This is a genomic window from Hymenobacter psychrotolerans DSM 18569 (genome assembly GCF_900142395.1).
Taxonomy (GTDB): Bacteria; Bacteroidota; Bacteroidia; order Cytophagales; family Hymenobacteraceae; genus Hymenobacter; species Hymenobacter psychrotolerans.
This window is the reverse complement of sequence record NZ_FRAS01000011.1, coordinates 20,502-33,071: the sequence shown is the minus strand read 5'-3', so window position 1 is coordinate 33,071 and position 12,570 is coordinate 20,502. Positions and strand designations below refer to the sequence as shown.

At 58.1% G+C, this 12,570-nt stretch carries 15 protein-coding genes; 8 read left to right on the top strand and 7 right to left on the bottom strand.

What is annotated here, in order from left to right:
* The first annotated feature begins 77 nt into the window (after positions 1-77).
* From ccoG to BUE15_RS11180, 8 genes are all read left to right on the top strand, one after another.
* Complete coding sequence (ccoG, locus tag BUE15_RS11210; RefSeq protein WP_073284709.1) at positions 78-1,487, top strand: cytochrome c oxidase accessory protein CcoG; 1,410 nt, start codon at positions 78-80, stop codon at positions 1,485-1,487.
* A gap of 28 nt (positions 1,488-1,515) precedes the next feature.
* Positions 1,516-1,986, top strand: coding sequence for a FixH family protein (locus BUE15_RS11205; protein WP_073284706.1), 471 nt, complete (start codon positions 1,516-1,518; stop codon positions 1,984-1,986).
* An 80-nt stretch (positions 1,987-2,066) separates the two neighbouring features.
* On the top strand, positions 2,067-2,795 hold the full coding sequence (locus BUE15_RS11200; protein ID WP_073284703.1) for a sulfite exporter TauE/SafE family protein: 729 nt from the start codon (positions 2,067-2,069) through the stop codon (positions 2,793-2,795).
* A gap of 51 nt (positions 2,796-2,846) precedes the next feature.
* Positions 2,847-3,761, top strand: a complete 915-nt coding sequence (locus tag BUE15_RS11195; protein ID WP_073284701.1) for a universal stress protein — start codon at positions 2,847-2,849, stop codon at positions 3,759-3,761.
* Positions 3,762-3,819: 58 nt separating this feature from the next.
* Positions 3,820-4,761 carry an oxygen-dependent coproporphyrinogen oxidase gene (hemF, locus tag BUE15_RS11190; RefSeq protein ID WP_073284698.1) on the top strand — a complete coding sequence of 314 codons (942 nt, stop codon included), beginning with the start codon at positions 3,820-3,822 and terminating at the stop codon, positions 4,759-4,761.
* A 225-nt stretch (positions 4,762-4,986) separates the two neighbouring features.
* On the top strand, positions 4,987-5,469 hold the full coding sequence (locus BUE15_RS11185; RefSeq protein WP_073284695.1) for a hypothetical protein: 483 nt from the start codon (positions 4,987-4,989) through the stop codon (positions 5,467-5,469).
* 250 nt (positions 5,470-5,719) lie between these two features.
* Positions 5,720-5,890 carry a hypothetical protein gene (locus BUE15_RS21955; protein WP_170865239.1) on the top strand — a complete coding sequence of 57 codons (171 nt, stop codon included), beginning with the start codon at positions 5,720-5,722 and terminating at the stop codon, positions 5,888-5,890.
* Between the two features lie 96 nt (positions 5,891-5,986).
* Positions 5,987-6,367 (top strand): hypothetical protein, encoded by a 381-nt coding sequence (locus BUE15_RS11180; protein WP_139252232.1) that lies wholly within the window; start codon positions 5,987-5,989, stop codon positions 6,365-6,367.
* Between the two features lie 68 nt (positions 6,368-6,435).
* Here BUE15_RS11180 and clpB read toward each other — a convergent pair whose 3' ends face one another.
* From clpB to BUE15_RS11150, 7 genes are all read right to left on the bottom strand, one after another.
* Positions 6,436-9,057 (bottom strand): ATP-dependent chaperone ClpB, encoded by a 2,622-nt coding sequence (clpB, locus tag BUE15_RS11175; RefSeq protein ID WP_073284690.1) that lies wholly within the window; start codon positions 9,055-9,057, stop codon positions 6,436-6,438.
* A gap of 141 nt (positions 9,058-9,198) precedes the next feature.
* Positions 9,199-10,143 carry a hypothetical protein gene (locus BUE15_RS21545; RefSeq protein WP_139252231.1) on the bottom strand — a complete coding sequence of 315 codons (945 nt, stop codon included), beginning with the start codon at positions 10,141-10,143 and terminating at the stop codon, positions 9,199-9,201.
* Between the two features lie 115 nt (positions 10,144-10,258).
* A complete protein-coding gene (locus tag BUE15_RS11170) occupies positions 10,259-10,522 on the bottom strand; it encodes a Txe/YoeB family addiction module toxin (protein WP_073284687.1) in 264 nt (87 codons plus the stop codon).
* Complete coding sequence (locus tag BUE15_RS11165) at positions 10,519-10,740, bottom strand: type II toxin-antitoxin system Phd/YefM family antitoxin (protein ID WP_073284685.1); 222 nt, start codon at positions 10,738-10,740, stop codon at positions 10,519-10,521. The genes BUE15_RS11170 and BUE15_RS11165 overlap by 4 nt, the downstream gene beginning before the upstream one ends.
* Before the next feature lie 128 nt (positions 10,741-10,868).
* The gene (locus tag BUE15_RS11160; RefSeq protein WP_073284682.1) at positions 10,869-11,312 is read right to left on the bottom strand and encodes a type II toxin-antitoxin system VapC family toxin; all 444 of its coding nucleotides are present in this window, start codon (positions 11,310-11,312) and stop codon (positions 10,869-10,871) included.
* Complete coding sequence (locus BUE15_RS11155; RefSeq protein WP_073284679.1) at positions 11,309-11,572, bottom strand: hypothetical protein; 264 nt, start codon at positions 11,570-11,572, stop codon at positions 11,309-11,311. Before BUE15_RS11155 ends, BUE15_RS11160 begins: the two co-directional genes overlap by 4 nt.
* 108 nt (positions 11,573-11,680) lie before the next feature.
* Positions 11,681-12,376: a hypothetical protein gene (locus BUE15_RS11150; protein ID WP_073284676.1), complete on the bottom strand. Its 696-nt coding sequence runs from the start codon at positions 12,374-12,376 to the stop codon at positions 11,681-11,683.
* Positions 12,377-12,570: the final 194 nt, after the last annotated feature.

Genomic DNA, 12,570 nt, shown 5'->3' with positions numbered 1-12,570 from the left:
ACGTCCGGCTGAGCGGTTGCTTCGGCTTCGCTCAGCCGGACGTTCCTATAAAACGCATTTACACGTCTACCTCTGCCATGTCCACCACCCAGTTCAAACCCGACGATTCCTACCGCGACACTATTGCTACGGTAGACGCGGCCGGCAAGCGGGTGTGGCTCTACCCCAAGAAGCCCACGGGCCGGCTCTACCGCGCCCGCAAGTGGATCAGCTACGGGTTGCTGGCGCTGCTGTTTGCCGGGCCCTGGCTGCGCATCAACGGGCTGCCGGTGCTGATGCTGAACCTGCCGGCGCGCAAGTTCATCGTGCTGGGCCAGATTTTCTGGCCCCAGGATTTCTTCGTGCTGCTGCTGGCCTCGCTCACGTTTCTGGTGTTCATCATCCTGTTTACGGTGGTGTACGGGCGGGCTTTCTGCGGCTGGGTATGTCCTCAGACCATCTTTCTGGAAATGGTGTTCCGGCGCATCGAGTACTGGCTGGAAGGCGACGCGCCCCAGCAGAAAGCCCTGGACCGGCGCGAGCTGGACTGGGACAAGCTCTGGCGCAAAACCACCAAGCACGCACTGTTTCTGCTGATTTCCTTCCTGATTGCCAACACGTTTCTGGCCTACATCATCGGCTCCGATGCGCTGGTCAGCATCATTACTGATCCGCCCACGGCCCACCTCGGCGGCCTTACCTCGATGGTGGTGTTTACGGGCGTGTTCTACGCGGTTTTTGCGCGGTTCCGGGAACAGGTCTGCACCATTGCCTGCCCCTACGGCCGCCTGCAGGGCGTGTTGCTCGACAAGGACAGCCTGGTGGTGGCCTACGACTACCAGCGGGGCGAGCCGCGCGAGAAGCTGCGCAAAAACCAGGCGCGCACCGCCGGCGACTGTATCGACTGCCACCAGTGCGTGCAGGTGTGCCCCACCGGCATCGACATCCGCAACGGCGCCCAGCAGCTGGAGTGCACCAACTGCACCGCCTGCATTGATGCCTGCAACAGCATCATGGCCATGATTGATCTGCCGCCCAACCTGATCCGGCACGCCTCGGAAAACGATATTGCGCAGGGCCGCAAGTTCCGGATTACGGGCCGCATGAAGGCGCTTTCCGGGGTACTGGTGGTGCTGATGGTGGCATTGGCGGGCCTGCTGCTCTCGCGGGATAATGTGGCGGCTACCGTGCTGCGCACCCCGGGCCAGCTGTTCCAGAAAACCGACCGGGGCACCATCACCAACCTCTACAACATCTCGGTCATCAACAAAACCAACCACCCGTACCCCGTCACGCTGCGGGTACTGGAGCCGGCGCAGGGCCGCATTTCGCTGGTTGGCGCCAAGGGCCTGAAGCTGCCCGCGCAGGGCATAGTAGAGGGCGTGTTCTTCGCCGAGCTGCCCCGCACCGCCCTGCACCGTACCAATCAGGAAATCCGCATTGGGGTGTTCAGCGGCAAGCAGCTCATCACCGAAACCAGCACCAAATTCCTCGGCCCGGTGCAGTAAGCCCAGGCCCGGAAATGCATTCCTTCCCATGACTACCCCCGATTCCACTTCCCGGCGCAGCATCTGGCCCTACGCCATCATGGCCACGTTCGTGCTGTTTGCCGCCTACATCGGCTACATGGTGCAGCAGGCCATGCGCAGCAGCGTAGACCTGGTCAGCACCGACTATTACCAGCAGGAGCTGGCCTACCAGCAGCGCATGGAAACCGAGGCCCGCACGGCCGCCCTGCCCGCCCCCGTAGACCTGCGCTATGAGGCTGCCACCCAGCGCCTGACCGTGCAGCTGCCGCCCGCGCTGGCCGGGAAAGCCGTGCGGGGCAACATCCGGTTTTTCCGGCCCTCCAACCAGCAGCTGGATTTCAGCTTGCCGCTGCAGCCCGATGCCGACCAGCAGCAGCACATCAACACCAGCAAGATGCAGCCCGGCCACTGGCGGGTGCGTCTGGATTTCACGGCCGACCAGCAGGCATATTTCGTGGAGAAGAAAATCAGCTTCTAGGCTGATTTTCGTCATGGAATGCCTTTGGCCCCCGGCCGTACTTGCCGGCTGTTACAGCACTTCGCTTTATTCTTCTGCTGATGCTTTGGGCCGGCTTTCTGTTCGGATTACTGGGTAGCTTTCACTGCGTGGGCATGTGCGGAGCCATTGCCTTGGCGCTGCCGGGCTCTGGTGGCACCGGCGCTTCGTGGCGCTATGTGGGCGGGCGGCTGCTCTACAGCCTGGGCCGCACCACCACCTATGCTGCGCTGGGCGCCGGCGCCGGCCTGCTAGGGCAGGGGCTGCGGCTGGCCGGCGTGCAGCAAAGCCTGTCGGTGGCTTCCGGCGTGCTGATTCTGCTGCTGGTGGCCGTGCCGGAACGCCATACGGCCCGGCTGGCTGGTGCGCTGGGCCTTAGCCGCCCGCTGGCCTGGGTGAAAAACACGCTGGCCCGCCTGTTTCAACGGTCGTCTTTTTCGGCGCTGTACACCACCGGCCTGCTGAACGGGCTGCTGCCCTGTGGCCTGGTGTACTTGGCGCTGGCCGGGGCGCTCAGCGCGCCGGGTGTGGCGGGCGCCGCCGCCTACATGGCCTGCTTCGGGCTGGGCACGCTGCCGCTGATGCTGGGCCTTTCGCTGAGCGGGCAGCTGGTGCCGCTGCTGTGGCGCACCCGTATGCGGCAGGCCGTGCCTTACGTGGCGTCGGTACTGGCGGTACTCTTCATTGTGCGCGGGCTGGGGCTGGGCATTCCATACGTGAGCCCGCAGCTGCCGGCCGCCGCCGTGCCCGCCGCCACGGCCCGGCCGCACACCGTGCACTACTGCCACTAGCTTTTTACTCCTTTCCCGCATCCCTGCTTCGCCTTCTCTCCACTACCTGGCATGAAAACCATTCTCGTTCCCCTCGACCACACGGCAGCGGCCGAACATACCCTCACCTACGCCAATAAGCTGGCGGTGCGCTGGCCGGCGGAAATCGTGTTGCTGTGCTGCATTCCCGATACGGATACCGGTCAGCCCGCTGACCTGGCCACGGAAGAGCAGCGCCTGCGCAGCCTGGTGGAGCGTCTGCGCTACCAGCAGCTCACCCGCCAGGACGGGCGCCGCATCCGGTACCGCTACCGGGTGCTCGGCGGCTGCCTCCACGACCATGTGCGGGCCGAGGCCAGCGCCTGTGCCGCCGACCTGCTGGTAATGGGCCTCGAGCACATTGACTGCGGCCGGCAGGAAGCGCCTGGCAACCACGCCGCCGCCATTACGGAGCTGGTGAGCTGCCCGGTGCTGGTGGTGCCGCCCGGTCGTCGGGCGCTGCCCAGCCGCTTGGTGTTTTCCGCCGATTTTGCCTCGCTGCACCTGAACGTATTGCCCCGGCTTTCGGCACTGGAAAGTGCCTTCCCCGGCGACCTTGACTTAGTACAGTTCTACGCACCAGACACGCGCGGACAGCGCCGCCAGCTGAAGCAGGCTTTAGGCCGCGCCAGCACCCAGCTCACCTGGACCAGCATCATGCCCCACCTGCTCGAAGACGATGCGCCGCTGGAGGCCGTCAGTGAGTTCTGTGCCCGCACCCAGGCCCAGCTGCTCGTGGTAGCGCCCACCAGCCGGGCTCAGCTGCTGCAGTACTTCGACTCGTGCTACACGACCACCCGCGCCTACCACACCCAGATTCCGGTATTGGTGCTGCGCACTACGGAGCGGGCCGCCAGCGCGGCCTGCTGCCACCGGTGTGCCGAGCGGCTGGCACAGGAGCAGCGCCCGGTGGCGCTGCCCGACTACCACGCCGTACGCTGGGCCTGATGCCGGCCGCCTGTAGTAACTGTTAACCCGTTTTTCTTCCTTTTTGCTACTGATTGCCATGTATAGCTCTGCTCCCAAAACCCTGCCATCTCCGCGTACTACGGTCGAAAACTGGATGCGCCAGTTTCAGGACTGGCTCTGCCACCGGCTGGAAACGGCTGATGGCAGCGGCACGAAGTTCAGCGAAGACCTGTGGCAGCACGAGGGTGGGGGAGGCGGGCGTACCCGCGTATTTCAGAACGGCAACGTACTGGAAAAAGGCGGCGTGGCTTTTTCGGCAGTGTGGGGTGAGATGAGCGAAGCCGCAGCCCGGCAGCTACTCATGCCCGACCCGCGCTACTTCGCTACCGGCGTTTCGGTGGTGCAGCATCCGCGCAGCCCCATGGTGCCCATCTCGCACATGAACGTGCGCTACTTCGAGGCCGGCAACGGGGAGGCGTGGTTTGGCGGCGGCCTGGATCTGACCCCGATTTACGTGGACGAGCAGCAGGCCCGTTGGTTTCATCAGCAGATCTGGGAAGTGTGCCAGCGCCACGACGAAAGCTACTACCCGCGCTTCAAGCAGTGGGCCGACGACTACTTCTACCTCACGCACCGCCAGGAAACGCGCGGTATCGGCGGCATCTTCTTCGACCGCCTCACCGTGGGCAAAGACGGCTCGTTTGAGGAGCTGTTTGCCTTCGTGCAGGACGTGGGCGAAGTATATGGCCGGGCGTACGGCACCATTATGCGCCAGAACGCTGCCCTTCCTTATACCGAGCAGCAGAAACAGTGGCAGCTGGTGCGGCGCGGGCGCTACGCCGAGTTCAACCTGGCCATCGACCGGGGCACGCGCTTCGGGCTGGAAACCGGCGGCCGCACCGAAAGCATCCTGATGAGCCTGCCGCCCCAGGCCGCGTGGCACTACAACCTCACACCCGCCCCCGGCTCGCCCGAAGCCGCTACCCAAGCCTGGCTCCGTAAGGATATTGACTGGCTGGCAGATGTACCCGTGGCGTAGCTTGGGTTACCACGAGTCGCTGTAAATAGTTGAGAAGATCAGACTTTATAAATCGTTTCACGAGCAAGCAGCGCGGTCGATAAACCACACTCTGGCGAAGGAAAAGCAGTAAGGTGGCTTGAAGTTTTGGATATTACGATACCTGACGTCTTAGCATCCATCAGCTTGAAGTGTCAGGGCGCGGCTCTATATTCCGGCAGGTAATCAATTTACTGCTCTCAGGATATGGTCCGTCTCTTTCTCCTATTATGCTACCTAGTACTTTTCTCTGGTATTGCGAAGCAAGCTGTAGCTCAGGCCTCGCCAGACGCGCTTTTTGCAGTGAGCAGCAATAGTGAAAGCGCTGGCATAGCAGAGACAAAAGCAGATATAGCTCTGATGGACATTAGCCGTTTTTCAAACGGTAAGCAGGATACGCTACGGGCCATTGCAAAGCTCTTCGCCCGGCGTAGGACAGCGGGCATTGCCGGAATGAGTATAGGAGCAGTTTCGCTAACCATGCTAGTTCCTATGGCCCTGGCAAGCACCGACTTTATGAGCGTAGCCAGTGGGGTTGGGCTATTGGGCGTCATGCCAACTGCTATAGGAACAGCTAAATACATCCGGTTCAGTAGCAAAAAAGAAGTTGCACTACTGGTGTCTTACACCAACGGGGCACCACTGCCTGAAAGAATAATTGCCCGTTTACGTCCTCGCTACTTCCGGTGAAGTATAGCTGTTACGGCGACAAAAAAAGCAGGCAGAAAGCTGTAGCGGCTTACGAGCAAACCCATAGGCTGCCGCACGTTCTGGAGAAGAAAATGGCCCCAGATTCTTTAATACCAACTACCGGTTCAGCAAACGCCAGTAGCACGAATAACCTGGGTGTGAGAAGAAATTAAATTGTTTTGAGCGCTGCAATCTTTTTAGGTTAGGGCAGTATATTGCGACTCCGATTTTATCCTGGCTTCTCGCTTTTATGCTATTACGAGTACTTGGTGGCGGTGCTTTGCTGCTGCCTTATCTGGCCATGAGCCAGGCTCCTGTTAATCTGCCATCCGAAACGTTTAAGCAGCAGTTGCGCAGTGATACAGCACAGGCTGGTATCGACTTCTATAGCAAGCGGCAGGCCGCCAAAACCGCTAAGTAACTGGTCATTGCGCAAGACGCATTTCGGGGCGTCTTCGCTAGTGGGATAAATCAAGAACATCTAACTAAATACCCCATTTCTCACCTTCCTTTTTACATGATTTCACATCTACTCCGGACCGGCGTTCTGACCGGTCTGTTAGGATTGAGTTCTTTCTCTTTGTTTGCCCAAGCCGCCGAGCCCGCCGATTCCACGAAGGCGGTACAGCGCCTGTTTGCCAAGCGGCGCACCGGAAGCACCATTTTGGCCTTGCCCGGAGGCTATTTTCTGGGATATGGCGCCGTGAGTACTGCCCAGGGAACTGATGGCGGCGGCGTGACCCTGGGGTTGGGCGCCGTGCTGTCGAGCGTTGCCATTGCGAAAAGCGTCCGGTTCAGCAAGGCAAAAGAAGAAGAAATCCTGAGCGCCTACCAGCAAGGCAAACCCATCCCGAAAAACATTCGGCGCCGCCTGAAGCAGAAGCATTTCAAAGGCTAGCACCACACGCAAGAAAAGCCCCGCCGGCATAGCGCCAGCGGGGCTTTTTCTTAGTCAGGCAAGCAGAGTTACATTCCCGGAATCTGCACGTCCACGTTCACGAAGCGGATGTGCTCATCTTCCAGCACGGCTTCCACCACGGCGTCCTTGCTCACGCGGCCTGAGAGAATGTCCTTGCTCAACTCATTCAGCACCAAGCGCTGCAGTACGCGCTTGAGTGGCCTAGCGCCAAACTGCGGGTCGAAGCCCTGTTCGCCCAGGTAGTCGAGCACCTCGTCGGTGGCTTCCAGGCGGATGCCGGCTTCTTCCAGGCGCTGCTGAATCTGCCGGAACTGGATGTCCACGATCTTGCGGATTTCCTTGCGCTTGAGCGGCTGGAACATCACAATCTCGTCGATGCGGTTCAGGAACTCGGGGCGCATGTGCTGCTTCAGGCGCTCCACCACTTCCTCGCGGGTGCGGTCCACCACTTCGTCGTGGTTGTACTCATTCAGCTCCTTGAAGTTCTTCTGAATGATATCGGCGCCCGTGTTGGAGGTCATGATGATGATGGTGTTCTTGAAGTTCGCCACCCGGCCTTTGTTGTCGGTGAGGCGGCCATCATCCAGCACCTGCAGCAGGATGTTGAACACGTCGGGGTGGGCCTTCTCGATTTCGTCGAGCAGAATCACGGAGTACGGCTTGCGGCGCACGGCCTCGGTCAGCTGACCGCCTTCATCGTAGCCCACGTAGCCGGGAGGTGCCCCAATCAACCGCGACACGGCATGTCGCTCCTGGTACTCGCTCATGTCAATGCGAACCATGCTGTTCTCATCGTTGAACAAGTACTCGGCCAAGGCCTTGGCCAGCTCGGTTTTACCCACGCCGGTAGTGCCCAGGAAGATGAACGAGCCAATCGGCCGCTTGGGGTCCTGAAGGCCAGCCCGGGAGCGGCGCACGGCATCCGAAATAGCCGCAATGGCTTCCGACTGGCCGGCTACGCGCTTGCCTAGCTCCTGCTCCAGGTTCAGCAGCTTCTCGCGGTCCGACTGCAGCATCTTGCTTACCGGAATGCCGGTCCACTTGGCTACCACCTCAGCAATGTCCTCGGAGGTTACCACTTCCTGCAGCATCGAGCCGCCGTCCTTGCCTTTGTCGGCTTCGGCCTGGGCTTGTAGCTCTTTTAGCTTGGCTTCGGCTTCCTGAATTTTGCCGTAGCGTAGCTCCGCCACCCGGCCGTAGTCGCCTTGCCGTTCGGCCTGGTCGGCTTCCAGCTTGTAGCGCTCAATGTTCTCTTTCTCGGTCTGAATGCTGGTAAGTGCCGATTTCTCGTTTTCCCACTGGGCTTTCAGGGTGTCGCGCTTGGCCGTTAGCTCCGCCAAGTCTTTGTTGAGCACGTTTTCCCGGTCGTGGTTTTCCTCGCGGCGGATGGCTTCGCGCTCGATTTCCAGCTGCATAATGCGGCGCTGTACCTCATCGAGCTCCACGGGCATGGAGTTTAGCTCGATGCGCAACTTGGCAGCGGCCTCGTCCATCAGGTCGATGGCTTTGTCGGGCAAAAACCGGTCGGTGATGTAGCGCGAGCTGAGTTCTACGGCCGCAATTACGGCGTCGTCGGTGATGCGCACGCCGTGGTGCAGCTCGTATTTCTCCTTGATGCCGCGCATGATGCTGATGGCGTCCTCAATGGTCGGCTCATCCACCATCACGGCCTGGAAACGGCGCTCCAGGGCCTTATCCTTCTCAATGTACTTCTGGTACTCCTTGAGGGTGGTAGCCCCGATGGAGTGCAGCTCACCGCGGGCCAGGGCCGGCTTGAGCAGGTTGGCGGCGTCCATGGCGCCTTCACCGCCACCGCCGGCTCCAATCAGGGTGTGCATCTCGTCGATGAACAGGATGATCTGGCCTTCGGAGTCGGTTACTTCTTTGATGACGGACTTGAGGCGCTCCTCAAACTCGCCCTTGTACTTGGCGCCCGCAATGAGCAGGCCCATGTCCAGGGACATGATGATTTTGTCCTGGAGGTTTTCGGGTACGTCGCCGGCCACGATGCGCTGGGCCAGGCCCTCCACAATGGCGGTCTTACCAACGCCGGGCTCACCCAGCAGCACGGGGTTGTTCTTAGTACGGCGACTCAGGATCTGGAGGACGCGGCGGATTTCTTCGTCGCGGCCGATAACCGGGTCCATCTTACCGGTACGCACCTGCTCGTTGAGGTTGCGGGCGTAGCGGTTGAGGCTCTGGTACTGGTCTTCGGCGGTTTGCGAGGTCACCTTGCGGCCCCCCCGCAGCTCCTTGATAGCAGCTTTCAGGTCTTTTTCGTTGAAGCCGGCGTCCTTCATCAGGGTAGCCACGGCGTCTTTACCGCCCAGCAGCCCCAGCAGCAAGTGCTCCACCGACACATATTCATCGTCGAACTCCTTCAGGAAGCCGGTAGCGCGCTGCAGAGCGGCGGCAGCTTCGTTGGAGAGGTAGGGCGAGCCCCCGCTTACTTTGGGGTAGCCCGACACAATGGCATCGAGGCGGGGCGTGAGGATGTTGAGGTTCACGCCCAGCTTCTTGGCCAGAAACGACAGCACATTCTCGTCGCTCTGGAAGAGGCCCTTCAGCAGGTGGCCGGTTTCGATGGCCTGCTGCTGATTGCCCCCGGCAATTTCAGTGGCCTTCTGCACGGCCTCCTGCGCCTTGATGGTATAGTTATTAAAGTTCATGGCTTGCTTTCGTCGTTAGGTAGGGGCTTCGGTTTAGGAAGAGTTTACGAAAGGCCTAGCAAACGGGGTGCGAGGATGGTTTTGCTGACTTTTTGGCCTTTAAAATAACATTGCCAGATAAAATAAATGACATTATGTCGTTTATTTATTAAGCCAATATCTATCTTCTTGCCTCCCTTGGTCTGAATTAATGTACCAACACCATCTACAGCCATCATATGTGTACCATCGTAATTCCACTGAATGGTCAGCCTTTATAATTCTTATAGGAATGCCAAAATGCTTGCTTTTAGCTCTGTCACAATACATACGGTAGTATCTATTTACATTTGAAATTATAGCATTGTATATTAATATTGTAAAATGTATATACAGCTCCCATCTTTCAAAGCTTATTTGAGAAATGTTATTGTAAGCAAGTCCATGTTGATGATTAGTGAAATTTATAAAGTCACCGTATAAAAAGAACTGTGAATGAGCAATAGAATTTCTTATCTGGCTAGAGTAACATGATTGTATCAGATCTGAAAACTCTGGGCATGAGTTATCGAACTCGCTGATTAAGTGACTTTCTATTATTCCTGTCCTACCTAATTTCTGTGATTTACCGCTTGTCTTATTCGTTATTTTGAAATTTGAAGAGTCAAAATGCCAATTAAAATCTTGCTTGTTAGATAGTCTTGCTAAGTTGTGTAGAAGTCTGATGATATGTTCAGACTCCCAAAACTTTATATACAATGCTGTTTCTATGTGAATAGATATTCTCTCAGTATGCTGAGTTGTTTTATTTTCTACCTTGCTCTTCTGAAAAGTATGTTTATTTGGTATTTGTCTGTCTCTGTAAAAGTTGTAAAACTCATTTTGTGTTTGCTCTGATAATCTGTCATCATCAAAGCCTATAGTGTAAGGTGATATTTTTGTGTTTCCAAAAACCACATCAGGATTTCTTCTATTATAGAATCCGTTTTCTATTAGCAAGAATAAATCAGATTCATGCTTTTGGTTTTTGAAGGCAATATCAAAGATAAGATCAGTTGTGTCGGTAATGTATGAATGAAAATTATTAAGTGTCTCAGTAAATATCATGGCATTTTTAGTTATTGCAAACAAGTAAAATTATCTGTGAACGGTTTAAATCGTCACTCAAGCCAAATCTGCAGAACCACCGGCCGCCGCGTGTCGCTGAGGGCGGGGAGGAAGTTTACCTATCGCCGTAGTGGTAGCGGTACTGTAGAATGAGTAGAATATCTCCTTCGATGCGGTAAACCAGGCGGTGCTCCTGCGTGATGAGGCGGGACCAATAGCCGCGTAGATTTCCTTTCAGGGCCTCCGGCTTACCAGTACCGCTGAAGGGAGTGCGCTGGCATTCCTTAATCAGCGCATTGATTTTGAGGACAATCTTACCGTCAGCAGCCTGCCAGTCTACATACTGCTGCCACGCCTGCTCGTCCCATTGCAGCCTCATGGCTCAATCAGGCCATGCTCCACCACTTGCCCCGCATCTACGCGCTGGATGGCTTCCATCAGCGCCTTGGCATTGGCCGGAGAGCTTAGCAGGTATTCCGTCTCGTCCTGCGGCTTGGCTTTGCGGCGGGCCGGCGTGGCTTTCACAAAGGGCAGGCTTTGCAGCAGCTCCATCATAAAGGCGGCTTTGTTGTCGGGGACTTCCAGCGTGATTTTCATACTATTCAAAACTAGCTGATTCCGGGATGGTTCCCAAGCAACGCAACAGATCAGCTACCCAATCCGAACTGGCAGAACCACGGGCCGCAGCGTGTCGCTGAGGGCGGAAGTGGAATTAGGGTGGAGTGTTACACGTTGCCCGGCGCTGCTATTTCCGAAATATCATCAATCCAGTTTTCCAGCCGGATGCCTTGCAGCTCCGCGAAGTGGCGGGTGTTGCGGGTGGCGAGGGTGAGGCCGTGGGCCAGGGCGGTGCAGCCGATAAGCAGATCAAAATCGTCAACGGGGCGGCCGATGCTGCGAAGGCGGGCTTTTTCGGAGCCATACAGCTCGAAGCAATCTGCAATGGGCAAGGTGCGACCAGCAAACAGCTGTTGAATTTTGACCAGATTCTGGCGGTTGGCTGCCTGACGGGTAGGGGCGCTTCTGGCAACTCCGTAGGTGAGCTCGGCAATGGTCAATTCGCTGATGTAGCAAGTAGGAATACTAACTGCATCAAGCTTTTCGAGTAGTTGCGCCTCGCCTTTGAGGAAATGGATACAGATGTTCGTATCGAGCAGGTAGTGGCTCATAGCTCCACGTCTCGCTCACGGAAGTAACGCGCTTCCTGGAGCTGACGAGCCAATTCGTCTCCACTCTCCTCCGAGTGCCAGGACCCGAATAGTTCGTGCAGTAAGCGCTGCTGATCCGCCGCGCCAAGCGGGGCGGTATTTACGCCAACTGACGCCGGGTGCGGCAGGATGCGGGTCGTTACCTCCGGCACGCTTTGGAGCAGCCGGAGCACATTGGCAGCCTGGTCGTCGGGAAATTCCAGTTCGAGGGCGAGTTTCATATTCCTGAAGATAATGGATATGCGTTTACGGATTTGGCAGCCTGGGGCGCAGCGAAGCGCAAGAGGTCCTTCGCTCCGCTTCGCTGCACTCAGGATGACAGGTGGGAGTTACCCCAGCTTCTCTGGCGTCTCGTCGTTGCCGCCTTTGCGCTTGCCGGGGCGGTCGATGATGAGGCGGGCGGCCTGGATGCGCTGGTAGAACTCGGGGGCGGAGCGGGCGTACTTGCGCAGGCTGCGGTCGAGGCGGTCTTCGAGCAGGGTGGCCAGCTGCGAGAACTTGTCTTTGATGGCGAGGCGGGCGGCTTTGGCTTCGCTGATTTGCTGGCGCGGGTCGTTTTTGCTGGTGCTGAAGGCAGCGAGGGTGTCGCGCAGCTCGGCGAGGCGCTCGGGGCTGACGCCGTAGTCGAGCAGGGGCTGGGCGTGCTGGGTGGCGAGGTCGAGCAGGTGCTGCGCGGCGTCGGTGAGGGCGTTAGCGCGCAGGTTGAGGAGGGTGCCGTAGCTGTAATTGGCCGAGGCCTGGAGGGTGCGGTCTTGCCGGGCGGTGGCGTAGGCGTACAGGTCGCCGGCTATTTCGCCGGCGCTGGTGGCCAGCAGCTCGCGGCGGTCGGTCTTGGCGGCGGTTTTGCCTTTGCTGGGGCGCTGGGTTTGCTGGCGCAGGGGGCCGAGGTCGTCGGTGAGCTGCTGGAGCTCGGCGAGGGTGTTCTGGAGGGCTTTGTCCTGCTGATAGGGAGCGGGGTCTTGCCGGAGGGCGAGCAGGGTGTTTTGGGCGGCGGTGAGCCGATTGTCTTGTTTGGCGGTAAGCATACGGAGAATAGAGGGATTGAGTGAAAAAGAGAAATCAGACGATGCGAATAGGGGTGGGCGCGGGGATACTCGGAGTAAAGCTCAAGAATAGGAATATTCGGGAAGATTATAGTAATGCAGTGGCCAGAAAAGTGTGACCGGGCTTTGGACGACCAGGGCTATGCTTTGGCTGGTTGGGGCCGGGCGTTGGAGAA

Coding starts and splice junctions, on each gene's coding strand:
- ccoG (WP_073284709.1), top strand. CDS start 78: ATGTCCACCACCCAGTTCAAACCCGACGATTCCTACCGCGACACTATT.
- BUE15_RS11205 (WP_073284706.1), top strand. CDS start 1,516: ATGACTACCCCCGATTCCACTTCCCGGCGCAGCATCTGGCCCTACGCC.
- BUE15_RS11200 (WP_073284703.1), top strand. CDS start 2,067: ATGCTTTGGGCCGGCTTTCTGTTCGGATTACTGGGTAGCTTTCACTGC.
- BUE15_RS11195 (WP_073284701.1), top strand. CDS start 2,847: ATGAAAACCATTCTCGTTCCCCTCGACCACACGGCAGCGGCCGAACAT.
- hemF (WP_073284698.1), top strand. CDS start 3,820: ATGTATAGCTCTGCTCCCAAAACCCTGCCATCTCCGCGTACTACGGTC.
- BUE15_RS11185 (WP_073284695.1), top strand. CDS start 4,987: ATGGTCCGTCTCTTTCTCCTATTATGCTACCTAGTACTTTTCTCTGGT.
- BUE15_RS21955 (WP_170865239.1), top strand. CDS start 5,720: ATGCTATTACGAGTACTTGGTGGCGGTGCTTTGCTGCTGCCTTATCTG.
- BUE15_RS11180 (WP_139252232.1), top strand. CDS start 5,987: ATGATTTCACATCTACTCCGGACCGGCGTTCTGACCGGTCTGTTAGGA.
- clpB (WP_073284690.1), bottom strand. CDS start 9,057: ATGAACTTTAATAACTATACCATCAAGGCGCAGGAGGCCGTGCAGAAG.
- BUE15_RS21545 (WP_139252231.1), bottom strand. CDS start 10,143: ATGATATTTACTGAGACACTTAATAATTTTCATTCATACATTACCGAC.
- BUE15_RS11170 (WP_073284687.1), bottom strand. CDS start 10,522: ATGAGGCTGCAATGGGACGAGCAGGCGTGGCAGCAGTATGTAGACTGG.
- BUE15_RS11165 (WP_073284685.1), bottom strand. CDS start 10,740: ATGAAAATCACGCTGGAAGTCCCCGACAACAAAGCCGCCTTTATGATG.
- BUE15_RS11160 (WP_073284682.1), bottom strand. CDS start 11,312: ATGAGCCACTACCTGCTCGATACGAACATCTGTATCCATTTCCTCAAA.
- BUE15_RS11155 (WP_073284679.1), bottom strand. CDS start 11,572: ATGAAACTCGCCCTCGAACTGGAATTTCCCGACGACCAGGCTGCCAAT.
- BUE15_RS11150 (WP_073284676.1), bottom strand. CDS start 12,376: ATGCTTACCGCCAAACAAGACAATCGGCTCACCGCCGCCCAAAACACC.